At 64.2% G+C, this 18,703-nt stretch carries 22 protein-coding genes; 13 read left to right on the top strand and 9 right to left on the bottom strand.

The features are described from left to right. Nucleotides 1–15: 15 nt before the first annotated feature. From J8I33_RS30540 to J8I33_RS30520, 5 genes are all read left to right on the top strand, one after another. Nucleotides 16–672, top strand: coding sequence for a CoA transferase subunit B (locus J8I33_RS30540; protein ID WP_006482308.1), 657 nt, complete (start codon nucleotides 16–18; stop codon nucleotides 670–672). 88 nt (nucleotides 673–760) lie between these two features. After that, a complete protein-coding gene (locus J8I33_RS30535; protein ID WP_209939686.1) occupies nucleotides 761–2,134 on the top strand; it encodes a 3-carboxy-cis,cis-muconate cycloisomerase in 1,374 nt (457 codons plus the stop codon). After that, a complete protein-coding gene (pcaD, locus tag J8I33_RS30530) occupies nucleotides 2,134–2,919 on the top strand; it encodes a 3-oxoadipate enol-lactonase (protein ID WP_209939685.1) in 786 nt (261 codons plus the stop codon). Before J8I33_RS30535 ends, pcaD begins: the two co-directional genes overlap by 1 nt. Nucleotides 2,920–2,929: 10 nt before the next feature. Then, nucleotides 2,930–3,316 (top strand): 4-carboxymuconolactone decarboxylase, encoded by a 387-nt coding sequence (gene pcaC / locus J8I33_RS30525; RefSeq protein WP_050017180.1) that lies wholly within the window; start codon nucleotides 2,930–2,932, stop codon nucleotides 3,314–3,316. Between the two features lie 196 nt (nucleotides 3,317–3,512). Then, entirely contained in the window at nucleotides 3,513–4,871 is a 1,359-nt protein-coding gene (locus tag J8I33_RS30520) for an MFS transporter (protein WP_050017179.1), read from the top strand. A 132-nt stretch (nucleotides 4,872–5,003) separates the two neighbouring features. Here J8I33_RS30520 and J8I33_RS30515 read toward each other — a convergent pair whose 3' ends face one another. The 8 genes from J8I33_RS30515 to J8I33_RS30480 form a co-directional block, all read right to left on the bottom strand. Next, the gene (locus J8I33_RS30515; protein WP_050017178.1) at nucleotides 5,004–5,252 is read right to left on the bottom strand and encodes a hypothetical protein; all 249 of its coding nucleotides are present in this window, start codon (nucleotides 5,250–5,252) and stop codon (nucleotides 5,004–5,006) included. A 110-nt stretch (nucleotides 5,253–5,362) separates the two neighbouring features. Then, a complete protein-coding gene (locus tag J8I33_RS30510) occupies nucleotides 5,363–5,980 on the bottom strand; it encodes a LysE family translocator (protein ID WP_089493017.1) in 618 nt (205 codons plus the stop codon). 108 nt (nucleotides 5,981–6,088) lie between these two features. Continuing rightward, entirely contained in the window at nucleotides 6,089–6,517 is a 429-nt protein-coding gene (locus J8I33_RS34795) for an aromatic amino acid lyase (RefSeq protein WP_209925969.1), read from the bottom strand. Between the two features lie 31 nt (nucleotides 6,518–6,548). Continuing rightward, nucleotides 6,549–6,773, bottom strand: a complete 225-nt coding sequence (locus J8I33_RS30500) for an aromatic amino acid lyase (RefSeq protein ID WP_209925967.1) — start codon at nucleotides 6,771–6,773, stop codon at nucleotides 6,549–6,551. A gap of 77 nt (nucleotides 6,774–6,850) precedes the next feature. Then, nucleotides 6,851–7,348, bottom strand: a complete 498-nt coding sequence (locus J8I33_RS30495) for a hypothetical protein (protein ID WP_209925965.1) — start codon at nucleotides 7,346–7,348, stop codon at nucleotides 6,851–6,853. A gap of 21 nt (nucleotides 7,349–7,369) precedes the next feature. Beyond that, nucleotides 7,370–7,582, bottom strand: a complete 213-nt coding sequence (locus J8I33_RS30490) for a hypothetical protein (RefSeq protein WP_209925963.1) — start codon at nucleotides 7,580–7,582, stop codon at nucleotides 7,370–7,372. After that, the gene (locus tag J8I33_RS30485; RefSeq protein WP_209925961.1) at nucleotides 7,579–8,532 is read right to left on the bottom strand and encodes a diiron oxygenase; all 954 of its coding nucleotides are present in this window, start codon (nucleotides 8,530–8,532) and stop codon (nucleotides 7,579–7,581) included. Before J8I33_RS30485 ends, J8I33_RS30490 begins: the two co-directional genes overlap by 4 nt. A 16-nt stretch (nucleotides 8,533–8,548) precedes the next feature. After that, nucleotides 8,549–9,415 carry a hypothetical protein gene (locus J8I33_RS30480; protein WP_209939684.1) on the bottom strand — a complete coding sequence of 289 codons (867 nt, stop codon included), beginning with the start codon at nucleotides 9,413–9,415 and terminating at the stop codon, nucleotides 8,549–8,551. Between the two features lie 356 nt (nucleotides 9,416–9,771). Here J8I33_RS30480 and J8I33_RS30475 point away from each other — a divergent pair, with 356 nt between their 5' ends. Both J8I33_RS30475 and J8I33_RS30470 read left to right on the top strand, forming a co-directional pair. Continuing rightward, nucleotides 9,772–10,941: a PLP-dependent aminotransferase family protein gene (locus tag J8I33_RS30475; protein WP_209925957.1), complete on the top strand. Its 1,170-nt coding sequence runs from the start codon at nucleotides 9,772–9,774 to the stop codon at nucleotides 10,939–10,941. A 119-nt stretch (nucleotides 10,942–11,060) separates the two neighbouring features. Then, complete coding sequence (locus tag J8I33_RS30470; RefSeq protein ID WP_209925954.1) at nucleotides 11,061–11,819, top strand: methyltransferase domain-containing protein; 759 nt, start codon at nucleotides 11,061–11,063, stop codon at nucleotides 11,817–11,819. 34 nt (nucleotides 11,820–11,853) lie between these two features. Here J8I33_RS30470 and J8I33_RS30465 read toward each other — a convergent pair whose 3' ends face one another. Next, nucleotides 11,854–12,105 (bottom strand): hypothetical protein, encoded by a 252-nt coding sequence (locus tag J8I33_RS30465; protein WP_209939683.1) that lies wholly within the window; start codon nucleotides 12,103–12,105, stop codon nucleotides 11,854–11,856. Nucleotides 12,106–12,253: 148 nt separating this feature from the next. Between J8I33_RS30465 and J8I33_RS30460 the strand changes: the two genes are divergently transcribed. From J8I33_RS30460 to J8I33_RS30435, 6 genes are all read left to right on the top strand, one after another. Then, nucleotides 12,254–12,829, top strand: a complete 576-nt coding sequence (locus J8I33_RS30460; protein WP_209939682.1) for a class I SAM-dependent methyltransferase — start codon at nucleotides 12,254–12,256, stop codon at nucleotides 12,827–12,829. Continuing rightward, nucleotides 12,826–13,965, top strand: a complete 1,140-nt coding sequence (locus J8I33_RS30455) for a M50 family metallopeptidase (RefSeq protein ID WP_209925952.1) — start codon at nucleotides 12,826–12,828, stop codon at nucleotides 13,963–13,965. Before J8I33_RS30460 ends, J8I33_RS30455 begins: the two co-directional genes overlap by 4 nt. Before the next feature lie 140 nt (nucleotides 13,966–14,105). After that, the gene (locus tag J8I33_RS30450; RefSeq protein WP_209925948.1) at nucleotides 14,106–14,288 is read left to right on the top strand and encodes a TglA family RiPP precursor; all 183 of its coding nucleotides are present in this window, start codon (nucleotides 14,106–14,108) and stop codon (nucleotides 14,286–14,288) included. A 44-nt stretch (nucleotides 14,289–14,332) separates the two neighbouring features. After that, complete coding sequence (locus J8I33_RS30445) at nucleotides 14,333–15,259, top strand: DUF692 family multinuclear iron-containing protein (RefSeq protein ID WP_209925946.1); 927 nt, start codon at nucleotides 14,333–14,335, stop codon at nucleotides 15,257–15,259. Between the two features lie 155 nt (nucleotides 15,260–15,414). After that, a complete protein-coding gene (locus tag J8I33_RS30440; protein WP_209939681.1) occupies nucleotides 15,415–16,116 on the top strand; it encodes a hypothetical protein in 702 nt (233 codons plus the stop codon). Next, entirely contained in the window at nucleotides 16,113–18,620 is a 2,508-nt protein-coding gene (locus J8I33_RS30435; RefSeq protein WP_209939680.1) for a lantibiotic dehydratase, read from the top strand. The genes J8I33_RS30440 and J8I33_RS30435 overlap by 4 nt, the downstream gene beginning before the upstream one ends. Nucleotides 18,621–18,703: the final 83 nt, after the last annotated feature.

The raw sequence follows: 18,703 nt of genomic DNA, 5'->3' as shown, positions 1-18,703 counted from the left end.
TGGAGGAAAACCGACATGAAACGACTGACCCGCGATGAAATGGCCAAGCGCGTCGCCCAGGACATCCCCGAAGGCGCGTACGTGAACCTCGGCATCGGCGTGCCGACGCTGGTGGCGAACCACCTTGACCCGAGCAAGGAGATCTTCCTGCACAGCGAGAACGGCCTGCTCGGCATGGGCCCGGCGCCCGCGCCCGGCGAGGAAGACGACGAGCTGATCAACGCCGGCAAGCAGCACGTGACGCTGCTCACCGGCGGCGCGTATTTCCACCACTCGGATTCGTTCGCGATGATGCGCGGCGGCCACCTCGACTACTGCGTGCTCGGCGCGTTCCAGGTATCGGCGAACGGCGACCTCGCGAACTGGCATACGGGTGCGCCCGATGCGATTCCGGCCGTCGGCGGCGCGATGGACCTCGCGATCGGCGCGAAGCAGGTGTTCGTGATGATGGAGCACCTGACGAAGCAGGGCGAGAGCAAGATCGTCGCGCAGTGCTCGTATCCGGTCACCGGCGTGCAATGCGTGAGCCGTATCTATACGGATCTGGCCGTGCTCGACGTGACGGCCGACGGCCTCGCGGTGAGCGAGATCTTCACCGACCTGTCGTTCGACGAGCTGCAGAAGCTGACCGGCGTGCCGCTGATCGACGCGACGCAAAAGGCTGCCGCCTGAACGGCAAGCGTGCCGGTGCGCGCATTCGAGCGCACGCCGGCATGCTTGGGTAGACAATAGGCGCACGCCGTTTCCCCATTCTGATGCCATGCTCGAAGACAGCGCCCGCCTGACCTCCCTGATCTGCGGCACCGAGCCGCTCAACCGGATCTGGTCGCCCCGCGCGACGATCCAGCGGATGCTCGACGTCGAGGCCGCGCTCGCGCGCGCGCTCGCCGCGCAGCGAGTGATTCCCGCCACCGCGGTCGCGCCGATCGAACGCGCGTGCGACGCCGGCCGGCTCGACGCCGATGCGCTCGCGCGAGGCGCTGCGCTCGGCGGCAATCTCGCGATTCCGCTCGTCAAGCAACTCACCGCGCACGTGAAGGCCGACGACCCCGAGGCCGCGAAGTTCGTGCACTGGGGCGCGACGAGCCAGGACATCATCGATACCGCGACCGTGCTGCAGTTGCGCGACACGCTCGACGTGCTCGAACCGCTGCTCGACGAAGCCTGCGCGTCGCTCGCGGCGCTCGCGCGCACGCACCGCGCGACGCCGATGATCGGCCGCACGTGGCTGCAGCAGGCGCTGCCGATCACGCTCGGCCTCAAATTCGCCCAATGGCTCGATGCGCTGCTGCGCCATCGCGCGCGCTTCGTCGAGTTGCGCGCGCGCGCGCTGGTGCTGCAGTTCGGCGGCGCGGCCGGCACGCTCGCGAGCCTGCGCGAGCATGCGGCTGGCGTGAGCGCCGCGCTCGCGGCCGACCTGAAGCTCGCGTTGCCGGCCGTGCCGTGGCATACGCAGCGTGACCGCATCGCGGAAGCCGCGTCGTGCTTCGGGATGCTGATCGGTACGCTCGGCAAGATCGCACGCGATGTGTCGTTGCAGATGCAGACCGAGGTGGGCGAGCTCGGCGAACCGGCGGCCGCCGGCAAGGGCGGCTCGTCGACGATGCCGCACAAGCGCAACCCGGTCGGCTGCGCGGCCGTGCTGACGGCCGCCGTACGCGCACCGAATCTCGTCGCGACCGTGTTCGCGGGAATGGTGCAGGAGCACGAGCGCGCCCTCGGCGGCTGGCAGGCCGAATGGGAGGCGCTGCCCGATCTCGCGCGCCTGACGGGCGGCGCGCTCGCGCAGATCGCGCAGATCGTCGCGGGCCTCGACGTCAATACCGACCGCCTCGCCGCGAACCTCGACCTGACGCACGGGCTGATCCTCGGCGAAGCCGTGATGCTCGCACTCGGCGACAAGATCGGCCGGCTCGATGCGCACCACGTCGTCGAGCATGCGTCGAAGGAAGCCGTGCGCACCGGGGCGACGCTGTTCGACGTGCTCGCCGCCGATGCGACCGTGTCGGCCCACCTGTCGCGCGACGCGCTCGCGCGGCTGCTCGATCCCGCCCATTACGTCGGCGAGGCACAGGCCTACGTCGACGCCGTGCTCGCGCTGCACGCGGGCGCGAAACAACCAGGAGAACATTGATGCCTTTCGCCACTGTCAACGGCGTGAAACTGCATTACCGGATCGACCGTGCCGCACGCGACGACGCGCCGTGGCTCGTCTTCTCGAACTCGCTCGGCGCCGACCTGCAGATGTGGGCGCCGCAGATTCGCCCGCTCACGCAGCACTTCAATATCCTGCGCTACGACACGCGCGGCCACGGCCATTCCGACGCGCCGGCCGGTTCGTACACGATAGAACAGCTGGCCGGCGACGTGATCGGCCTGCTCGACCACGTCGGCATCGACTGCGCGCATTTCTGCGGGATCTCGATGGGTGGATTGACGGGCGCCGCGCTCGCCGCGCGCTACCCGTCGCGCATCGTGCGCGCGGTGCTGTCGAATACCTCGGCCAAGATCGGCTCGCCGGAAGTGTGGACGCCGCGTGCGCAGAAGGCGCGCGCAGAAGGGATGGCCGCGCTCGCCGACGCCGTGCTGCCGCGCTGGTTCACCGACGCATTCGTCGACCGCGAGCCGCGGCTGTTCGACGCGATCCGCGACACCTTCGTGCATACCGACAAGGACGGCTACGCGGCGAACTGCGACGCGCTGAACGCGGCCGACCTGCGCGAGGAAGTGAAGGGCATCGCACTGCCGGTGCTCGTCGTGACCGGTGCGAAGGACATGTCGACGCCGCCCGATCAGGGCCGCGCGCTCGCCGCCGCGATTCCCGGTGCGCTGCACGTCGAATTCGACGCCGCGCACATTTCGAACATCGAGTGCACCGACGGTTTCAACCGCGCGCTGCTCGATTTCCTGACTGCGTGAGGCACCGGCGATGGACGACCAGGAACGTTATGAAGCAGGGATGAAGGTGCGTCGCGCGGTGCTTGGCGACGCGCACGTCGACCGTTCGCTCGAGAATCGTACCGAAGTGACGGAGGAATTTCAGAACCTGATCACGCGCTATGCGTGGGGCGAGATCTGGACGCGCGACGGCCTGCCGCGCCATACGCGCAGCCTGCTGACCATCGCGATGATGGTCGCGCTGAACCGCGGCGAGGAGCTGGCGCTGCACCTGCGCGCCGCGCGCAACAACGGCGTGACGCGCGACGAGATCAAGGAAGTGCTGCTGCAGACCGCGATCTATTGCGGCGTGCCGGCCGCGAATTCCGCGTTCCATCTCGCGGACAAGATCTTCAAGGAACAAGATGGGGCCGGTTAAGTGCTGGCGGTAATCTGATCGATTGGCCCGCCGAGGTTGGCGGGCCGTCGTCGATGAAGAACGCGCCGGCAGCGAATCGGTGCGTGAACGAAGGAAAGGCGCGGCCACGAGGCCGCGCTTGTTGCATCTATATCAATGTTGGATGCGACCGGATCGAGCGCTGACGCGCCCACGCCGGCCGACAAGGAGACAAGCGATGAATCGCACACCCGTGGTCGATGTCCAGACCTTCATCAACGAGCAGCCGTTCGGCGGCTTTCAATGGCTCGTATTCCTCATGTGTTTCGTGATCGTGCTGCTCGACGGCTTCGATACGGCCGCGATCGGCTTCATCGCGCCGTCGCTGCTCGGCGAATGGAACCTCACGAAGCCCGATCTCGCGCCGGTGCTCAGCGCCGCGCTGTTCGGCCTGGCGTGCGGCGCGCTCGTGTCGGGCCCGCTGTCCGACCGGCTCGGCCGCCGCTCGCTGCTGCTCGGTTCAGTGTTCCTGTTCGGGGTCGCATGCCTGATGTCCGCGTTCTCGAACACGATCGGACACCTGACGATCCTGCGCTTCATCACCGGCGTCGGGCTCGGCGCAGCGATGCCGAACGCGGTCACGATGATGGGCGAGTTCTGCCCGGACAAGCGCCGCGCGACCGTGATCAACCTGATGTTCTGCGGCTTTCCGCTCGGCGCCGCGTTCGGCGGTTTCCTGGCCGCATGGATGATTCCGCATTTCGGCTGGCGCAGCGTGCTGATGCTCGGCGGCGTGACGCCGCTGCTGCTCGGCGTGCTGTTGCTGCTGAAGATGCCGGAATCGGTGCGCTTCATGGTCGCGAGCGGCCGGTCCATCGACAAGATCCGCGCCACGCTCGCACGGATCTCGCGCGACGCGCTGAACGCCGGCTCGTTCGTGCTGACCGAAGCCGCGCCGCAGACCGGCGGCAAGGGCCTCGGCGTCGTGCTGTCGCGCTCGTACCTCGTCGGCTCGGTGATGCTGTGGCTCGCATACTTCATGGGCCTCGTGATCTTCTACGCGTCGATCAACTGGATGCCGATTCTGCTGAAGGATGCGGGCCTGACGCCGAAGAGCGCGACGCTGATCTCCGCGCTGTTCCCGCTCGGCGGCGTGGGCGCGGTGCTGTGCGGCGTGCTGATGGACCGCTTCAACGCGAACCGCGTGATCGCCGTGTGCTACGCGCTGACGGCTGTGAGCGTATATGCGATCGGGCAGGCGGCCGGCAACGTCGGGTTGCTGGTGCTGGTCGTGTTCGTGGCCGGCGTGCTGATGAATACCGCGCAATCGTCGATGCCGGCGCTGGCCGCCGCGTTCTATCCGACCGAAGGGCGCGGCACGGGTGTCGCATGGATGCTCGGCGTCGGTCGTTTCGGCGGGATCGCGGGGTCGTTCCTCGTCGCCGAACTGACGCGCCGGCACTTCTCGTTCGCGGGCGTGTTCGCGACGATCGCCGTCGCGGGCGTGCTGGCCTGCGCTGCGCTACTGATCAAGCAGATGGCGCGGCCGCATGGCGTCGCGCAGCCGGCAGGCAAGATCGAGTCGCTCGGGCATTGAGCGGCGTACGGGCCGGTGCGGTGCGCCGGCCCAGTGCATGACGGATTCGGGTCGGTTGCAAGCCAATCGACCGACGCACGACAGCAGACCGGGCCGCCTTCGCGGCCCGTCGGCATTCCGGCCGTCGCACCGTTACTCCTCCGCGTCGTGTTCCTTGACGAAGTTGCGCAGATACGCGCGCAACGCGGCTTCCCGGCTGCGATGATCGTCGTGGTTCGCGGCGCCCATTTCCTCCTCGTCGCCGAACAGCGTCGGCGGCGCGCAGTAAGTGCCGACTTCGATGTTCTCGCGCAGCACGCGGATGTCGTGCGTGAGCGGGTGATACTCGGCGATCCAGTGCATGCCCTCGATGTGCTCGCCCGCTCTCAGCATTGGCTTCATCAGCAATCTCCATACAGAGCAGCGGTGCAACCGCCGAAGCGGTCGCACGCGCCCGTACCGAGAGCGTACGCCTGCCGCACGCGAAGCTCAACGGGCGCGCTGGTGAGCGCTTACTGCGGCAGCAGATGGGCGACGAGCGGGTACAGCGACAGGATCAGCAGCACGGCCATCGTCACGTTGAAGATGCGCAGCGCGCGGGGATTCGACAGGAAGCGCCGCAGGCCGAGGCCGAATGCGGCCCACAGGCAGATGCACGGGAAGCCGATCAGGATGAACACGACGGACATCCATGCGGCGTTCATCCCGTAGTCGGCGGACAGCTGGACCGTCGTCGCGGCGGTCAGCACCATCATCCACGCTTTCGGGTTGACCCACTGGAACGCGGCGGCTTCGATGAACGTCATCGGCCGCGGCTTGGCGCCGTGCGCCTTCACTTCGCCCGACGTGCCGATGCGCCACGCGAGGTACAGCAAATAGGCGACGCTCGCGGCTTCGAGGATCGTGTACAGCAGCGGCAGGCGCTTGAACGCCTCGCCGAGGCCGAAGCCGACGCAGAGCATCAGGATCGCGACGCCGATGCTGATGCCGAACAGGTGCGGCATCGTGCGGCGGAAACCGAAGTTGACGCCGGATGCCAGCAGCATCGTGTTGTTCGGGCCGGGTGTGATCGACGTGACGAGTGCGAACAGCATGCCGGCTGGCAGCGCGCTGAGGGTGAGGAATTCCATCGCGGATTCTCCATTTGTGTTCGAGGCTGGGATGGAGTCAGTGTAGCGACGGTTTTCTGTACAGTACCGGTACAGTTGGGTTGACGAATGCCAGTACGGGGCGATCGCTTAGTGCCTGCGAGAGCTTGTCAGATGTTGGTGATTGGCGAGGCCCGTCATTGCCGACGTGCCGTTGATCAATGCCAGCCCTTCCTTGAACCCGAGTTCCATCGGTTTCAGCCCTGCTTTTTCCAACGCCTCCGCGCTCGGTATGACCTCGCCGTTCAGCCGCGACTTCCATTTGCCGCCGCAGGCGAGCGCGCAATGGCGGCGAGCGGACCGAGATCGCCACTCGTTCCGAGCGAGCCCTTGCTGGGTACGCACGGGCAGATGCCCGCATTGAACACATCGACATATCGCTGAAGATTGCCTTCCGTGATGGCGGAACGCCCCCCGGGCCAGCGAATTGACGCGGGCGATCATCGTTGCGCGCACCATGTCGTCGTCGAAGCATGGCCCGACATTGGTCGCGACGGCCGCAATCAGGTTCGCCTGCATCTCGGCGGCGTACTGTTCCGGGACGAGATAGCTAGCGGACGAAGCCGCCCATGCTGGTATTCACACCGTAGACAACGCGTCCTTCGGCGATCAATTGCTCGAGTGTCAGCCTGGACGCTCGCACCATGTCGAGGCAGCCAGGATCGATCTCCAGTCGCGTGTCGTTCCGGCGCGCCGCGGCGGCTACGTCGGAAGTGGTCAGCGCGCTGCCGCGAATCCGGATTGTATTGTCGGCAAAGGATGCTCTTGTGTTCATGGTATTCGGTGCTGGCGACGGGAAGGGTGGTGTCCGGCGTTCGCGTGACGGTTCGCGACGCCGGACGCGGGAAAGGCTCAGCGCGCTTCGGTCGATGCGGGCTCCCAGGCAGCGCAATAGGTATCGACAAGGCAGCGCGCCGCGCGAATCAGAGGCGCGCCGTATGCGGCGGTTGCCCGTCTTAGGTCGTCCAGGGATGTACCGGACGAATCCAGTTCGTGAAAGTGTCCGATCAGCCAGTGCTCGAGGTCCGCATGGCAGAACTCGAGGTGAAACTGAAGCGCCAATGCCGTGGAGCCGAACGAGAACGACTGATTCTCATACAGCGCCGACGATGCCAGACGCGTCGCACCTTCCGGCAAATCGAACGTATCGCCATGCCAATGAAAGACATTTCGTTCGCATAGCGCCAGCGCGCTGGCGACCGGATCGGATTCGTGAGGCCGACAGGCTAGCGTGCCCCAGCCAATTTCCTTCGCGTGCCCGGCGTAGACGCGCGCTCCGAGCGCTCGCGCCAGCAGTTGCGCGCCAAGGCAAATGCCAAGAACAGGGCGGTGGCGTCGTAACCGATGCATCGATGATGCGAAGCTCCGTCGTCAGGAACGGAAGACGCGCGTCATCATGTGCGCCCAACGGGCAACCAGTACGACGACGAGATCAGGGTCAGCCTTGAGCAGGGCGTCGAGTGGATGTGCGGCTGCGTCGTAATAGTGAATCGCGTAGCCACGGGCCTTCAATGCCCATTCGAACGAGCCGAGCCCTTCGAATGCGACGTGGCGGATCGCAGCGACCGTTCGTTGAGCATTCATGAAAGCACTATTCCGTGGTGGTTCAGCGATTCCTGAAATGCATCGCCCATTTCGAGCCGGTTCAGCAGCTTCAGGAGGTTGGTGTAGTTGGACCTGCTCGGCCGCACCGTCGAATCCGGAGGGGCGTCCAGCACGGCCCGAGGAATGTGCACGCCGTTCAGCGAGGCCAACGTGCCCCAGCATTCCCGCTCGTCATCCTCGAACCAGCGGATCGCCAGCGCGCAGACCTCGGCGAAAAGCCGTCTGTCGGCCGCACTCATGCGATCGTGCACATAGTCGACGACGAGGCCGAAGATGCTGCCATGCATCAACTCGTCCATCCGGTGCGCATTCACGGCGTCGACGAACAGTGGCTGCATGCGGCTTGCGTCGTTGATGCAGGCGAGATAGCCGCCGATGAACAACTCCGAGACGGTGCAGGTCGCAAGCCTGGCGAGAAAACGATCGTTTTCGTCGTCGAGTGTCGCCAGGTACCGATCCAGTTGATCGACGAGCGTGTATGCGGTATAGCCGATGCGCAGGTTCCTCTCCCGGCAGGCGATCTGGCAGGTATGTATCGCGAGCAGCGTGTGGAACGATTCGTCCGTCAGTGTCTCCGCGACGATTCGCTTCATGTCGTTCGCGAAATCGCTGACGCCGTTGTCCAAGAGTTCCACGCAAACGGGCGTCACGATGCGGCTTTCTATCGTGACTGTCTTGAGGTTGTAGACGAGCCATCCGATCGACAGAAGTCGCGATCGGGTCGCGGCGTTTTCCACCAGCGGCTGGAGTGCAGGATGCGTCCAGAACGGAACCAGGTTCGGGACGAAGTCGTCTCTTTCAGGCAGAAACGAAAAGTCGTCCGGTAGATCGCACTTGCGCGTCTGGGCGCGAGCGGACCAATGAGACGATATTTTTCGCATCAACCCGAGCACCGACGAATCCGTGCCTCGGTCGAGCACTGTGTGCATGCGTATCCCGATCCTGTCAGCTGACCGTGGCCGCGGCCGTGGTCGTGTCGCGTCGCATCCCTTGCGGGTGGTGTCCGACGTAGTTTCCGTTCAGCTCTTTCAGCGGCATGACGAAATCGCGTTCGTAGCGCTGCACCACGGATTTGCCATCCGTATAGAGATGGCGGCGGCGCAGGTCGATCATCAGCATGTCGAGCAGGTTCTTCCCGGATGCTCGATGTACGGCCGACAGAAAATCGTGCAGCGGCTCTGCGTTGAATATGCGTCGATGCCATTCGAGAAAATTCTCGCCGACGAAGCCATCGACGCCGGTATCGACGTTCTTGGGGGTCTTCTCGTAGTTGGTGCAGATGTACGTGTAGTACAGGTCGTCGTTGCGTCGCGTCAGGACACCGAAATCCTGCTCGATGAAGCAACCGACGAAGTGCAGAGCGTCATGGCCAACGGCCTCGGGGAACTGATCGCAGCTCGAGACAAGACCCGCATCCGTGAATTCGAACGTACCGAAATCGGGGATGCCGATCTCGTTGGCCGACGTCAACGCGACGTCGGCGTGCGCGAGCGTCAACGCGATACCGCGTGCTGCTTGTGCCGACTCCTCCCCGCGCTTGTTCACCTCGAACTGACTGATCCTGTAGAAGGGATTGCGCCCGCACATGTCCTCGAATCTCGCGTTGAAATTGCCAGGACGGGCCTGGTCGACCTGAATGCCGATCCGTTCGGACGGCAGCGCATACGACCCGCGCAGCAGGACATCGTCGAAGAACGCCTTCCCATGGAGGAGCCGCTTGTAAGCCTCCGGCCATTGCTCGATCAGGTCGATGTAGTAAGTGCGCAAACCGCTGAAGGGCGTCCGGCGTTCCGACTGAGTGGTGAACTTCATCAATGTTCCTGACTGGGATAACGGGTCGATGGTGTGCGCGTTCCGACGGCAGGCGGGCGCGCCGATTCGCCGGTGCACCCGGTCGGGAAGCCGCTCTCGCCCCCGGTGGCGTTACCGTAATCGACGCGCGCGCGAAGCGGTTAGTCATTAGCTGCCGCGACCGTGCTTTCTTGACATGACCGGGCGAATGTCGATGCGCGAGCCGGGGCCGGCGGGCGATCATGACCGCCGACGTGCGCGGCGCGGACGGGCATGCACGACAAGAAGGCGCAATATTGTCCTGTTAAAACAGGATTCGACTACCTGTCCTCATGGCGCCGGTCGTAGCCTGAGCTTTTTTCATTCTCGATCGAGCCATGGATTTCGATATTTCGGAGCGCGCCAAGCGGCTGACATCGTCAGCCATTCGGGAAATCCTCAAGGTGACGGAAGATCCGTCGGTCATCTCCTTTGCCGGCGGCATCCCGGCGCCGCAGACATTTCCAGTCACACTCATGCAGGAGGCGGCGGCGAGGATTCTTGCCGAGGCGCCTCATGCGGCCTTGCAGTACGCGCCGACGGAAGGCTATCGTCCGCTGCGGGAGTGGATCGCCGAACGCCACGGCGTGCACCCGGACTGCGTGTTGATCACGACAGGCTCGCAGCAAGGGCTCGATCTGCTGGCAAAAGTCCTGATCGATCCCGGCAAGCGCGTGCTGGTCGAGAATCCCTCTTATCTCGGCGCGTTGCAGGCGTTTTCGCTGTTCGAACCCGAGTTCGTGCCGGTCGAGTGCGATGCGAACGGCATCGTGACCGATGCATTGCAAAGGTCTGGCATTGCCGGGGCGCGCTTCCTCTATACGATGCCGAATTTCCAGAACCCGACCGGGCGGCGCATGCCTGAAGCGCGGCGGCGCGATCTGATGCGGGCGATGGCGGCGGAAAACGTCGTGGTGGTGGAAGACGATCCGTACGGCGAGCTCAGCTACGACGGCAAGCGGTTGCCGAGCCTGCTGTCCATCGCACCGGAACACGTCGTCCATCTCGGCTCGTTTTCCAAAATCGTTTCGCCCGGGCTGCGTGTCGGATATGCGATTGCACCGCGGCCCTTGATGATGAAGCTGGTGCAGGCCAAGCAGGCCAGCGACCTGCACACGTCGAGCTTCACGCAGCGGATCATCCATGACGTCGTGCAAACGGGTTTTCTTGCAGCCCATGTCGACAGGATTCGCGCGCTCTATCTCACCCAGCGAAACGTGATGCTTGATGCGCTCGAGCGGCACTGCCGATCCGACCTCGACTGGAACGTCCCGGAAGGCGGGATGTTCTTCTGGGCGCGCACGCGGCATGGCATCGACACGACGGAGTTGCTCGAGGCGATGCTTGCGCCGGCCTCCGGCGCGAAAGTCGCGTTCGTGCCGGGTGCACCGTTCTTTGCAGGTGTACCGGACGTCGCTACGTTGCGTCTGTCGTTCGTGACGGTGCCGCCGGCGCGAATCGAAGAGGGTGTCGCACAGCTCGCGCGGGCGCTGTCCCGATTCGCGTGATGCGCGCCGGATACGCAAGTACGCGTCAAGAAAACGCGGTCGCAGCAGTTAATGACTAGGTGCGCCAACGCGCATTCGAATAACGTAGTGCCATCGCCGAGTCACATGGAGTTTCGCAGATGATCGAAGAGACCTTCACTATCGCGGATGGGCATCGTGCGCTTTCCGCCGGCGACGGCATCGTCACGGGAAATGCCGCCTGGAGCTTCGCAGGCGAAACCGCGCGTCAATTCGAGGCGCACGTGTCGAAATCGGTGCCGGGCTATGCGAGCGGCCATGACATCGTGCTGGCGCTGAGCGATTTCTTTGTCAAGAACGATTCCCTCTGCTACGAAATCGGCTGCTCGACCGGCGCGTTGACGCGGCAACTCGCGCAGCGGCATGGTGCATCCGTGCGCTGGGTCGGGATCGATGTCGAACCGGACATGATCGAGCAGGCAAATGCCTACCTGACGCAGACTTCGCCGACGCCGACAAACGTTACGTATTGCGTCGACAACGCGCTTTCATTTCCTTACGAAGCGAGCGATTTCATCGTTGCCTACTATACGGTCCAGTTCATTGCGCCCCGCGTGCGGCAGGAGTTGATACGCCGCATCTACGAATCGCTCAACTGGGGAGGGGCGTTCGTGATGTTCGAGAAAGTCCGTGCGCCGGATGCCCGTTTCCAGGACATCGCGAGCAGCGTTTATATAGATTACAAGCTCGAGCGCGGCTACGAGCCCAACGAAATCATCGGCAAGTCGAGAAGCCTCAAGGGCGTGCTCGAACCGTTCTCGACCCAGGGAAACGTCGACATGCTCAAGCGTGCCGGTTTCGTGGACGTGATGTCGATCTTCAAGCACGTGTGCTTCGAAGGTTTCTTCGCGATCAAATAGGGCGCCGGGGTTCTGCAAAATGGGGCAATCAGGATCAGGCATGGACTTGCTGGATACGGATCTCGACGCGTATCTGCGCGCCGTCGGCATGTCCGACGGTATCGGTGCGCACCATGTCGCATGTGAAATATGTGGCGGCGACGCATGCGATGTCGTCGTCGACGAAGTGGAAACGGTTGACGGTCGCTACCACAGGCTGCCCGTCGTGGTGTGCCGGCGTTGCGGGTTTCTCTATCAGAATCCACGCTTCGATCGATCGTTCTATCAGCGCTACTACGAGCAGCACTACCGGAATGCTCTATTTGGCAACGTCGGTCCCGCGCGCGATTTCGTGCTGGATCAGATGCGCCGCGGTGAGCACCTGTTTCGCAACCTCGAAGCCCATCTGCCGCCGGGCGGCCGCATGCTCGATGTCGGATGTTCGGCGGGGGGGGATGATGATTCCATTTGCGAAGCGAGGCTGGCGCGTCGCCGGGAACGATCCGGACGCGGCCTATTCGGCATTCGGTCGAGAGCGGCTACGGCTCGACATCGAGACCGTCGCGGCCGAGGACATGCGTCTGCCCGACGCGCAGTTCGACCTGATCGTCATCATCGGTTCGCTGGAACACGTGTACGACGTGAACAGCGTGCTCGCTGCATGCCGGAAGGCGTGTGTTCCGGGCGGTCTGCTTTTGATCGAGGGACGCGCCTTGGGGTATGGCGTGATCAAGGGACACTTCTCCCACAATCACCGCCGTTATCTGACCATCGCCTCGATCGAAATGCTGATGCTGCGACACGGCTGGGTACCGGTTCTGTCGACAGATGAGCCGATCTGCGGTCCGACGCGTCCCGGTGCCGTGCACGTGCTCGGCAGGGCATCGGCGCCCATCGACGGTGACTCGCTGCTTTCCCTGCTGGACGAACGGTGGCCGGAGCGTCATGCACCCATCGCGCAGATGACGTCGCTGAAGGGTTACATCCGGCAAGGCGCGGCCGATTCACTGCTTTCCGTGAGCGCGCGATGAGGGAGGAAACGAGCACATGCGCGACGGCGCATGTCGGCAGCCACGCAGCGTTTCGCTCCGATTTGCGCGTCTATGCGCCGCAGCCCGACGACGCGGACCGTCGCTATACGGTCTACGATCCGGTGACCGATCTGTCGTACTACCTTGGCGCGAATGAACTGTGCGTTGCGCGACTGTTCAACGGCGCACGCTCGGCCGCAGACGTCTGCGCGATCCTGGCTGGCGACGGGCGGCGCCTGCCGGTCGGGAAACTCGTCGCATTCGAGCAGCGCCTGCACCGGTTGGGATTGCTCGTGCGCGCCAGCGAATCGGGCGTGAACCGGAGAGATCCGGCCGCCGGTATCGACTATGGGCCGTTGAAGCGGGCATTGTCGATCCAGGTCATGCGCTTTGCGCCGGAACGCTTGCTCGACGCTGTCTTCGCCCGCGCGCAGTGGCTGTGCTCGCGAGGATTCGTCGCGATCGGCTGCATCGCTATCGCCGTGACGGGCATGTTGCCGATCCGGCACGCGTCGCGGTTCGCGGTTAATGTCGTCGATGTCTACTCGCATGACTGGCACTGGGTTTTTTGGCACTACCCCGTCGTCGTCGCTTCGATCGCGGTGCACGAACTCGGACATGCGCTCGCATGCCGTCTCTACCGTGTGCGCGTGACCGACTTCGGTATTGCGGTCTATCTGCTCCTGGCAACGGGCTGGGCGCGCCCGTTGCAACGGGACTGGTCCGCATTGCCGTTGCGCGACCGGCTGGTGACCATCGCGATGGGGCCGTTTGCGAGCCTTCTTTTCGTCGCGGCCGGCCTCGCGATGTGGGCGGCGGTGCCACGCGAAAGTCCGTGGAATACGCTAGCCATCGTGATGTCCGTGAGTGCGGCGGCGGCACTTGTGCCGACGTTGCTGCCGTTCTTCAACGGCGATACCTATCTGGCGCTGACCGAATGGTTCGGTGTGCCGAGACTGCGGCAGCGAGCATTTCGATACGTCCGTGATCGGCTATTGCGTCGCGAGCCTGACGATGCCCCCGTGCCAGAGCGCAGGCGACTGTACTGGGCGACGGCATTCGGCACTGCGGCCGGCTGGATCGCGGCGTGGGCATGGGTCGCTTCCGGCATCGTGCGATTGATGCGCGCAGGCTGACACGGCGGCCGTGCCGCAAACGGAGCAACGAGGAAGTGTGGCAATAAACGGACGCCTACGATGCGCCCGAAAGAGAACCTGGAGCGCGCTGGCCCGGGGCCAGGGTGAATTGATGCAATCAATCGATGAAGGACACATTCATGAACGATCTGACTGGACAAGCGAGCAAGGCCGACAGTGAAATCGAGGCCGACGGCGATCGCACGACATGCTCGGGCTACGAACGGCTCGACGACGCGTCGAAGCCTGACTGCGCGGGATTCGCGCTTGAGGATTTCGATCTCGACGATATCGAGGTGATCGAAAGCAAAGTGTTCGCGTAACGTTCGGCAAGCCATCGACGAATATGACTCCTCTCGCGGCGAAGTTGAGCAAGCCTGACCCGATCGGCGTGGGCATCCAGTACAACCCCGAGATTCTCGACTGGTTTCCGTTCGAGTCGTTGCAGGTCGACTTGTTCGAAATTCTGCTCGACAACGTGATGGGGCCGCTCGACGGCCCGCATCTGATCCGGCCGGGAGCACGCAAGACACTCGAGCGACTTGCCTCGCGATGGCCGTTGCTCGCCCACTCGAACTACGGATGCGAGTTCGGTTTCGGCCCGCTCGACCGAACGTCGGCGGTGCGGCGCCATGTACCGATCGCCCGCGAGCTCGGCAGCCCGTGGGTTGCCGATCATTGCTTTTACGGCGACGACTCGTGGCTCGACATCTGGAGCAGCCCGCTGCAGTTCTCGAGACGCGAGCGGCGGCGTTGCGCCGCGCGCGCTGCCGAGCTGCAGGCGTTGTACGGCATGCCGCTGGCTCACGAGAACGCGGCCTACTATCTCGCCTGTCCGGGCTCTGAAATGCGCGAAGCCGAATTTCTTGCCGAGCTCGTCGAGGAGGCGGGCACGTTTCTGCATCTCGATTTGCACAACATTTATACGAATTCACTGAACCTGCCGGGTTTCGACGTGAACGACTATCTCAATACGATTCCGCTCGATCGCGTGATTTCCGTTCATCTTGCCGGCGGCAGCTGGCACGGCGGCCTCTACCATGACTGGCACGACTCTCCGATCCCCGAGCCGGTGTGGGAGCTTTACGAGGCGCTCCTCGGGCGCGCGTCGCCATCTGCGATCGTCCTTGAATATCAGGGGCAGGCGCATCATCCCGATACGCGCGTGCTGGGCGGCAACAGCGACCGCGACATGATCGTCGCCGATCTCGAGCGTGCGCGGGCTATCTGGAATCGCCATGGCCCGGCCGCGTCGCCGGTTCGCGTGCCGGCCGCTCGGGAGGTCGCATCGTGACGGCACTGGACGCACAGGTGGTATGGCGGGTATGGCGCAGGATTCTGCGCGAACCCGCGTTGCAGCACGCCGTGTTTTCCGCCGATCCTGCCGCGACGCTCGACGATTCATTCGGCCTGTACGGCGAGGCACGCGAAGCGGCGCTCGCATACGCGATGCGGGCGGACCGCACCCGCTGGTTCGTGACGAACTATCGGTTCCGGCTAGCGAACTCGTTCCTGAACGCACTGGAAACCGGGGCGCCCCTCACGCTGCGCGCGCTGCTCGCACTCGGGTGCGACGTTCATGCGTGCGGCAACGCGTTTCTCGAGCGTTGCGGCTGGAAGGATTACGGCCCGTACGTTCACGGGTACTGCAAAGACGCGCTGGCATTCCTTCGGGAAACGCTTGGCAGCGATCAGATGCGCCGTGTCGCACCGCTGATCGCATTCGAGGAAAGCACGGTGGAGTGGCTGATCGAGCAGAGCCGGTGGCCGTTGCAGGACGTTCCCGATGCCGCCCGCGATGCGCGCGCCGGACTGATCGAGCGGACACGTCGAGCGTGTCATCACCGCAGCGAGATGCAACTGTCGGCGTGGCTGCGCGACAAGACGCAGCTCGGCGTGACGTCGCTCGTCGCTGGCGTAGAGCACTATTTCATTTATCTGAAGGATGCGCGTAGCGCGGTGCGGTTTGCTCGCGTGCCTGCCCGCGCGGTGACGCTCTATGATGCGCTCGAGCTGCCACGCACGCATGCGGAACTGTCGAGCGTGCTTGAGCAGCGCGGAGCGGGGCCTCTTACGGAGCAGGACCTGCAATGCCTCGCGATGCTGGAAGCCTGTCACGCAATCCGCGGATCCGGGGCGGTACCGTCATGAAATGGTCGTCGTTCTTCTGGATGAGATCGGCCGGGTTTCCGTTCGATGCGCTCGACACGCTTGCTATCGACGCGGGTCTCGATGACGAGATCGATGCGTACCGACATCTCGAGCGTGAAATCGAGGAATACGACGCCGAGCTGATGGCACTCGCGCGCGCCGTTTCGACGGAATCCGTCGACCGTCTCGAGCGGAGGCTCGCGACGGCGGCGGCGTTCGACATATCAGTGTTGCCCGCCGCGATGCGTGTCGCCGCGGGGCCATTGACGGACGGCCGCAACGCGTGCATCGCCCGACGTGACGAATGTACGCTCGGTCTTCACCAAACGTATGCCGGAGCGCTTCCCGACATTCGACGGAGTCTCGTCGAGTTCTTTCGGGACGACAGTGCGCGTGAAGCGCTGTATCTGTCGAATCCGGAAGCACTGCTGCGCGTCGACGCGCTTGCCGAGCAGGACGCCAGCTGCATCGACAGTCGCACGCGGCAGCGCCTTCGGCTGGCATGGAATTACATTCAGCGGTTGTGCGCGAAGAACGACACGGCGAGCTTTTTCGGGCCGATTGCATGGGGTCGTTTCGCGGATACGTCGACACCGAATCTTGTCGTCCACCGCGCCGCGGGTTCATGGCTCGCGTCACGCAAGACGATGTTCGAGCATTGGGTCGTCGAGCGGTTGTCGGAAGCGATCGCCGCAGATACGGACCTTGCCGACGGCTTGCCGCTGCTGCTGAATCCGGGATGCGATCTGCGCGGTGCCCGGTTGCATGTGCCGGTGAGCAAGTCGGTCGAGCTGGGCGCGCTGGCCCGGAAACTGGTCGGTGCCGTCGCCGATGCGCAGGCGCCGCTTTCGGCACGCCGGCTGCTCGCGCAATTGGCCGAAGCGGGATTCCCGCACGACGAAGCGCGCGCTTGCATCGATGCCATGTTGACGAAGCGCGTCATCGCCAGGCGATTCGATATCGGACCCGGTTGCACGTCGCCGATTCCGCGCCTTCACGAAGCTGTCGCGGCACTCGATGCGCCAGCTGCCGCGAAAGAGAAGTGGCTCGATGTCTGTGTGCGCCTCGAAGTATTGCGTACCCGGTTCGAAACGGCCGACCTCCCTGCGCGTCAGGCCGCACTCGAGCAGATCGATGTGCAACTGGCCGATGCCGGAGTCGATCGTTCACGGGAACATGGGCGCATGTACGTCGGGCGATTTCCTGTGTACGAAGACTGCGCGCGAAACCTTCAGATCGAAATCGGCGGCACGCTCGCGCGCGACGTACAACGCGAACTCGACGCGCCGCTGCGCCTTTACACGTGGCTTGTCGATGCACTGGCCGTTCGTCTGCATGACCGGTATCTGAAGTACTGGCACGCGCTGTCTTCGAATGGCGAGCCGGTCGATTTCCTCGAGTTTATCTCGTTGGCGACGGGGGGCGATGCAGGCGAAGCAGTATGCGAATCGATCCGCGCGATTCTGCGCGACGCCTGGGCCGGACTAAGCGTGAGACACGCAGGGGCAGACGAGATCTGCCTGAGCGACGCCGACTGGTCCTGGCTGTTCAAGGTGCTCGACGCGGCAGAGCCGCGCGCAGGCGTTGTCGCGAACTCGACAAGCCGAGTCCATTCGCCCGACTTCATGATTGCGGCGGCGAGTGTCGACGCGGTGGCTCGCGGCGAATACCTGATCGTCGTCGGCGAAGTTCATCCGGGTGTTCATACGGTATCCCAACCCGTCGCGCAACCGTTCTGCCCGTTTGCGGACGCGGTTCGGGACGAGGTCCAGGCGCTTCTCGCGCCGGCGACGCTGGTCACGGCCGACTCGCCGCGCACTTATCAGCGTTCGCACATCGACTGGCTGGATGTGCCTGCCTTGCACCAGCTCGAGTTGCCCGGTGGAGGCGCGCGCGTCGACCGCGACAGGCGTGTGCGCGCTGGCGCGGTGTCGGTCGCCGTGCGCGACGGTGTGCTCGTTTGCCGCGATCGCGCGAGCGGTATCGAGGCGAATTTGCTGACGGTGATGCCGACCAGTCTTCAGCGCCTTGGTTTCGCGCTGGCGGGCGAAGCGATCGGGCAACGCGAATCGCGACGCATCACGTGCGGTCGCGTTCTGATCAAGCGCCGTACCTGGGAGATCGACGGCGGCTTTCCGGTCGGATCGGACAATCCGTTCGAGAAGGCCGGCGACTACCTGGCGTGGCGCGGTTGGGCACGGGCAATCGGTCTGCCGAGATACGTGTTCATGAAGTGCGCGAGCGAGCCGAAGCCCGTTTTCGTCGATTTTCGCAATCCGTTCGCGATCGATCTGCTTGCGCGATGGGCGCGCAAGGGCGAGCTGCTCGCATTTTCGGAGATGCGCCCCGCAGGCGACGAGCTTTGGTTTGCCGACGAGCGCGGCCGCTATTGCAGCGAATTCCGCACGTCGTGCATCGACACGACCGGCCGCGAAGCTGGCGAGACGTTCGGCGAAACGGGCGAGCATGTGCATCCGCTTGCCGATGCACCGACGTCGTTGTGAGTTTGACTAGAGAGACAGCATCATGGGAAACATGCGGGGAACGTCGTCCGGCGTTGCGTCGAAACCGGACAGGTCGGTCGGTT

It is taken from the genome of Burkholderia sp. AcTa6-5 (genome assembly GCF_017815075.1).
GTDB lineage: Bacteria > Pseudomonadota > Gammaproteobacteria > Burkholderiales > Burkholderiaceae > Burkholderia > Burkholderia sola.
This window is presented reverse-complemented; position numbering and strand designations above follow the sequence as displayed.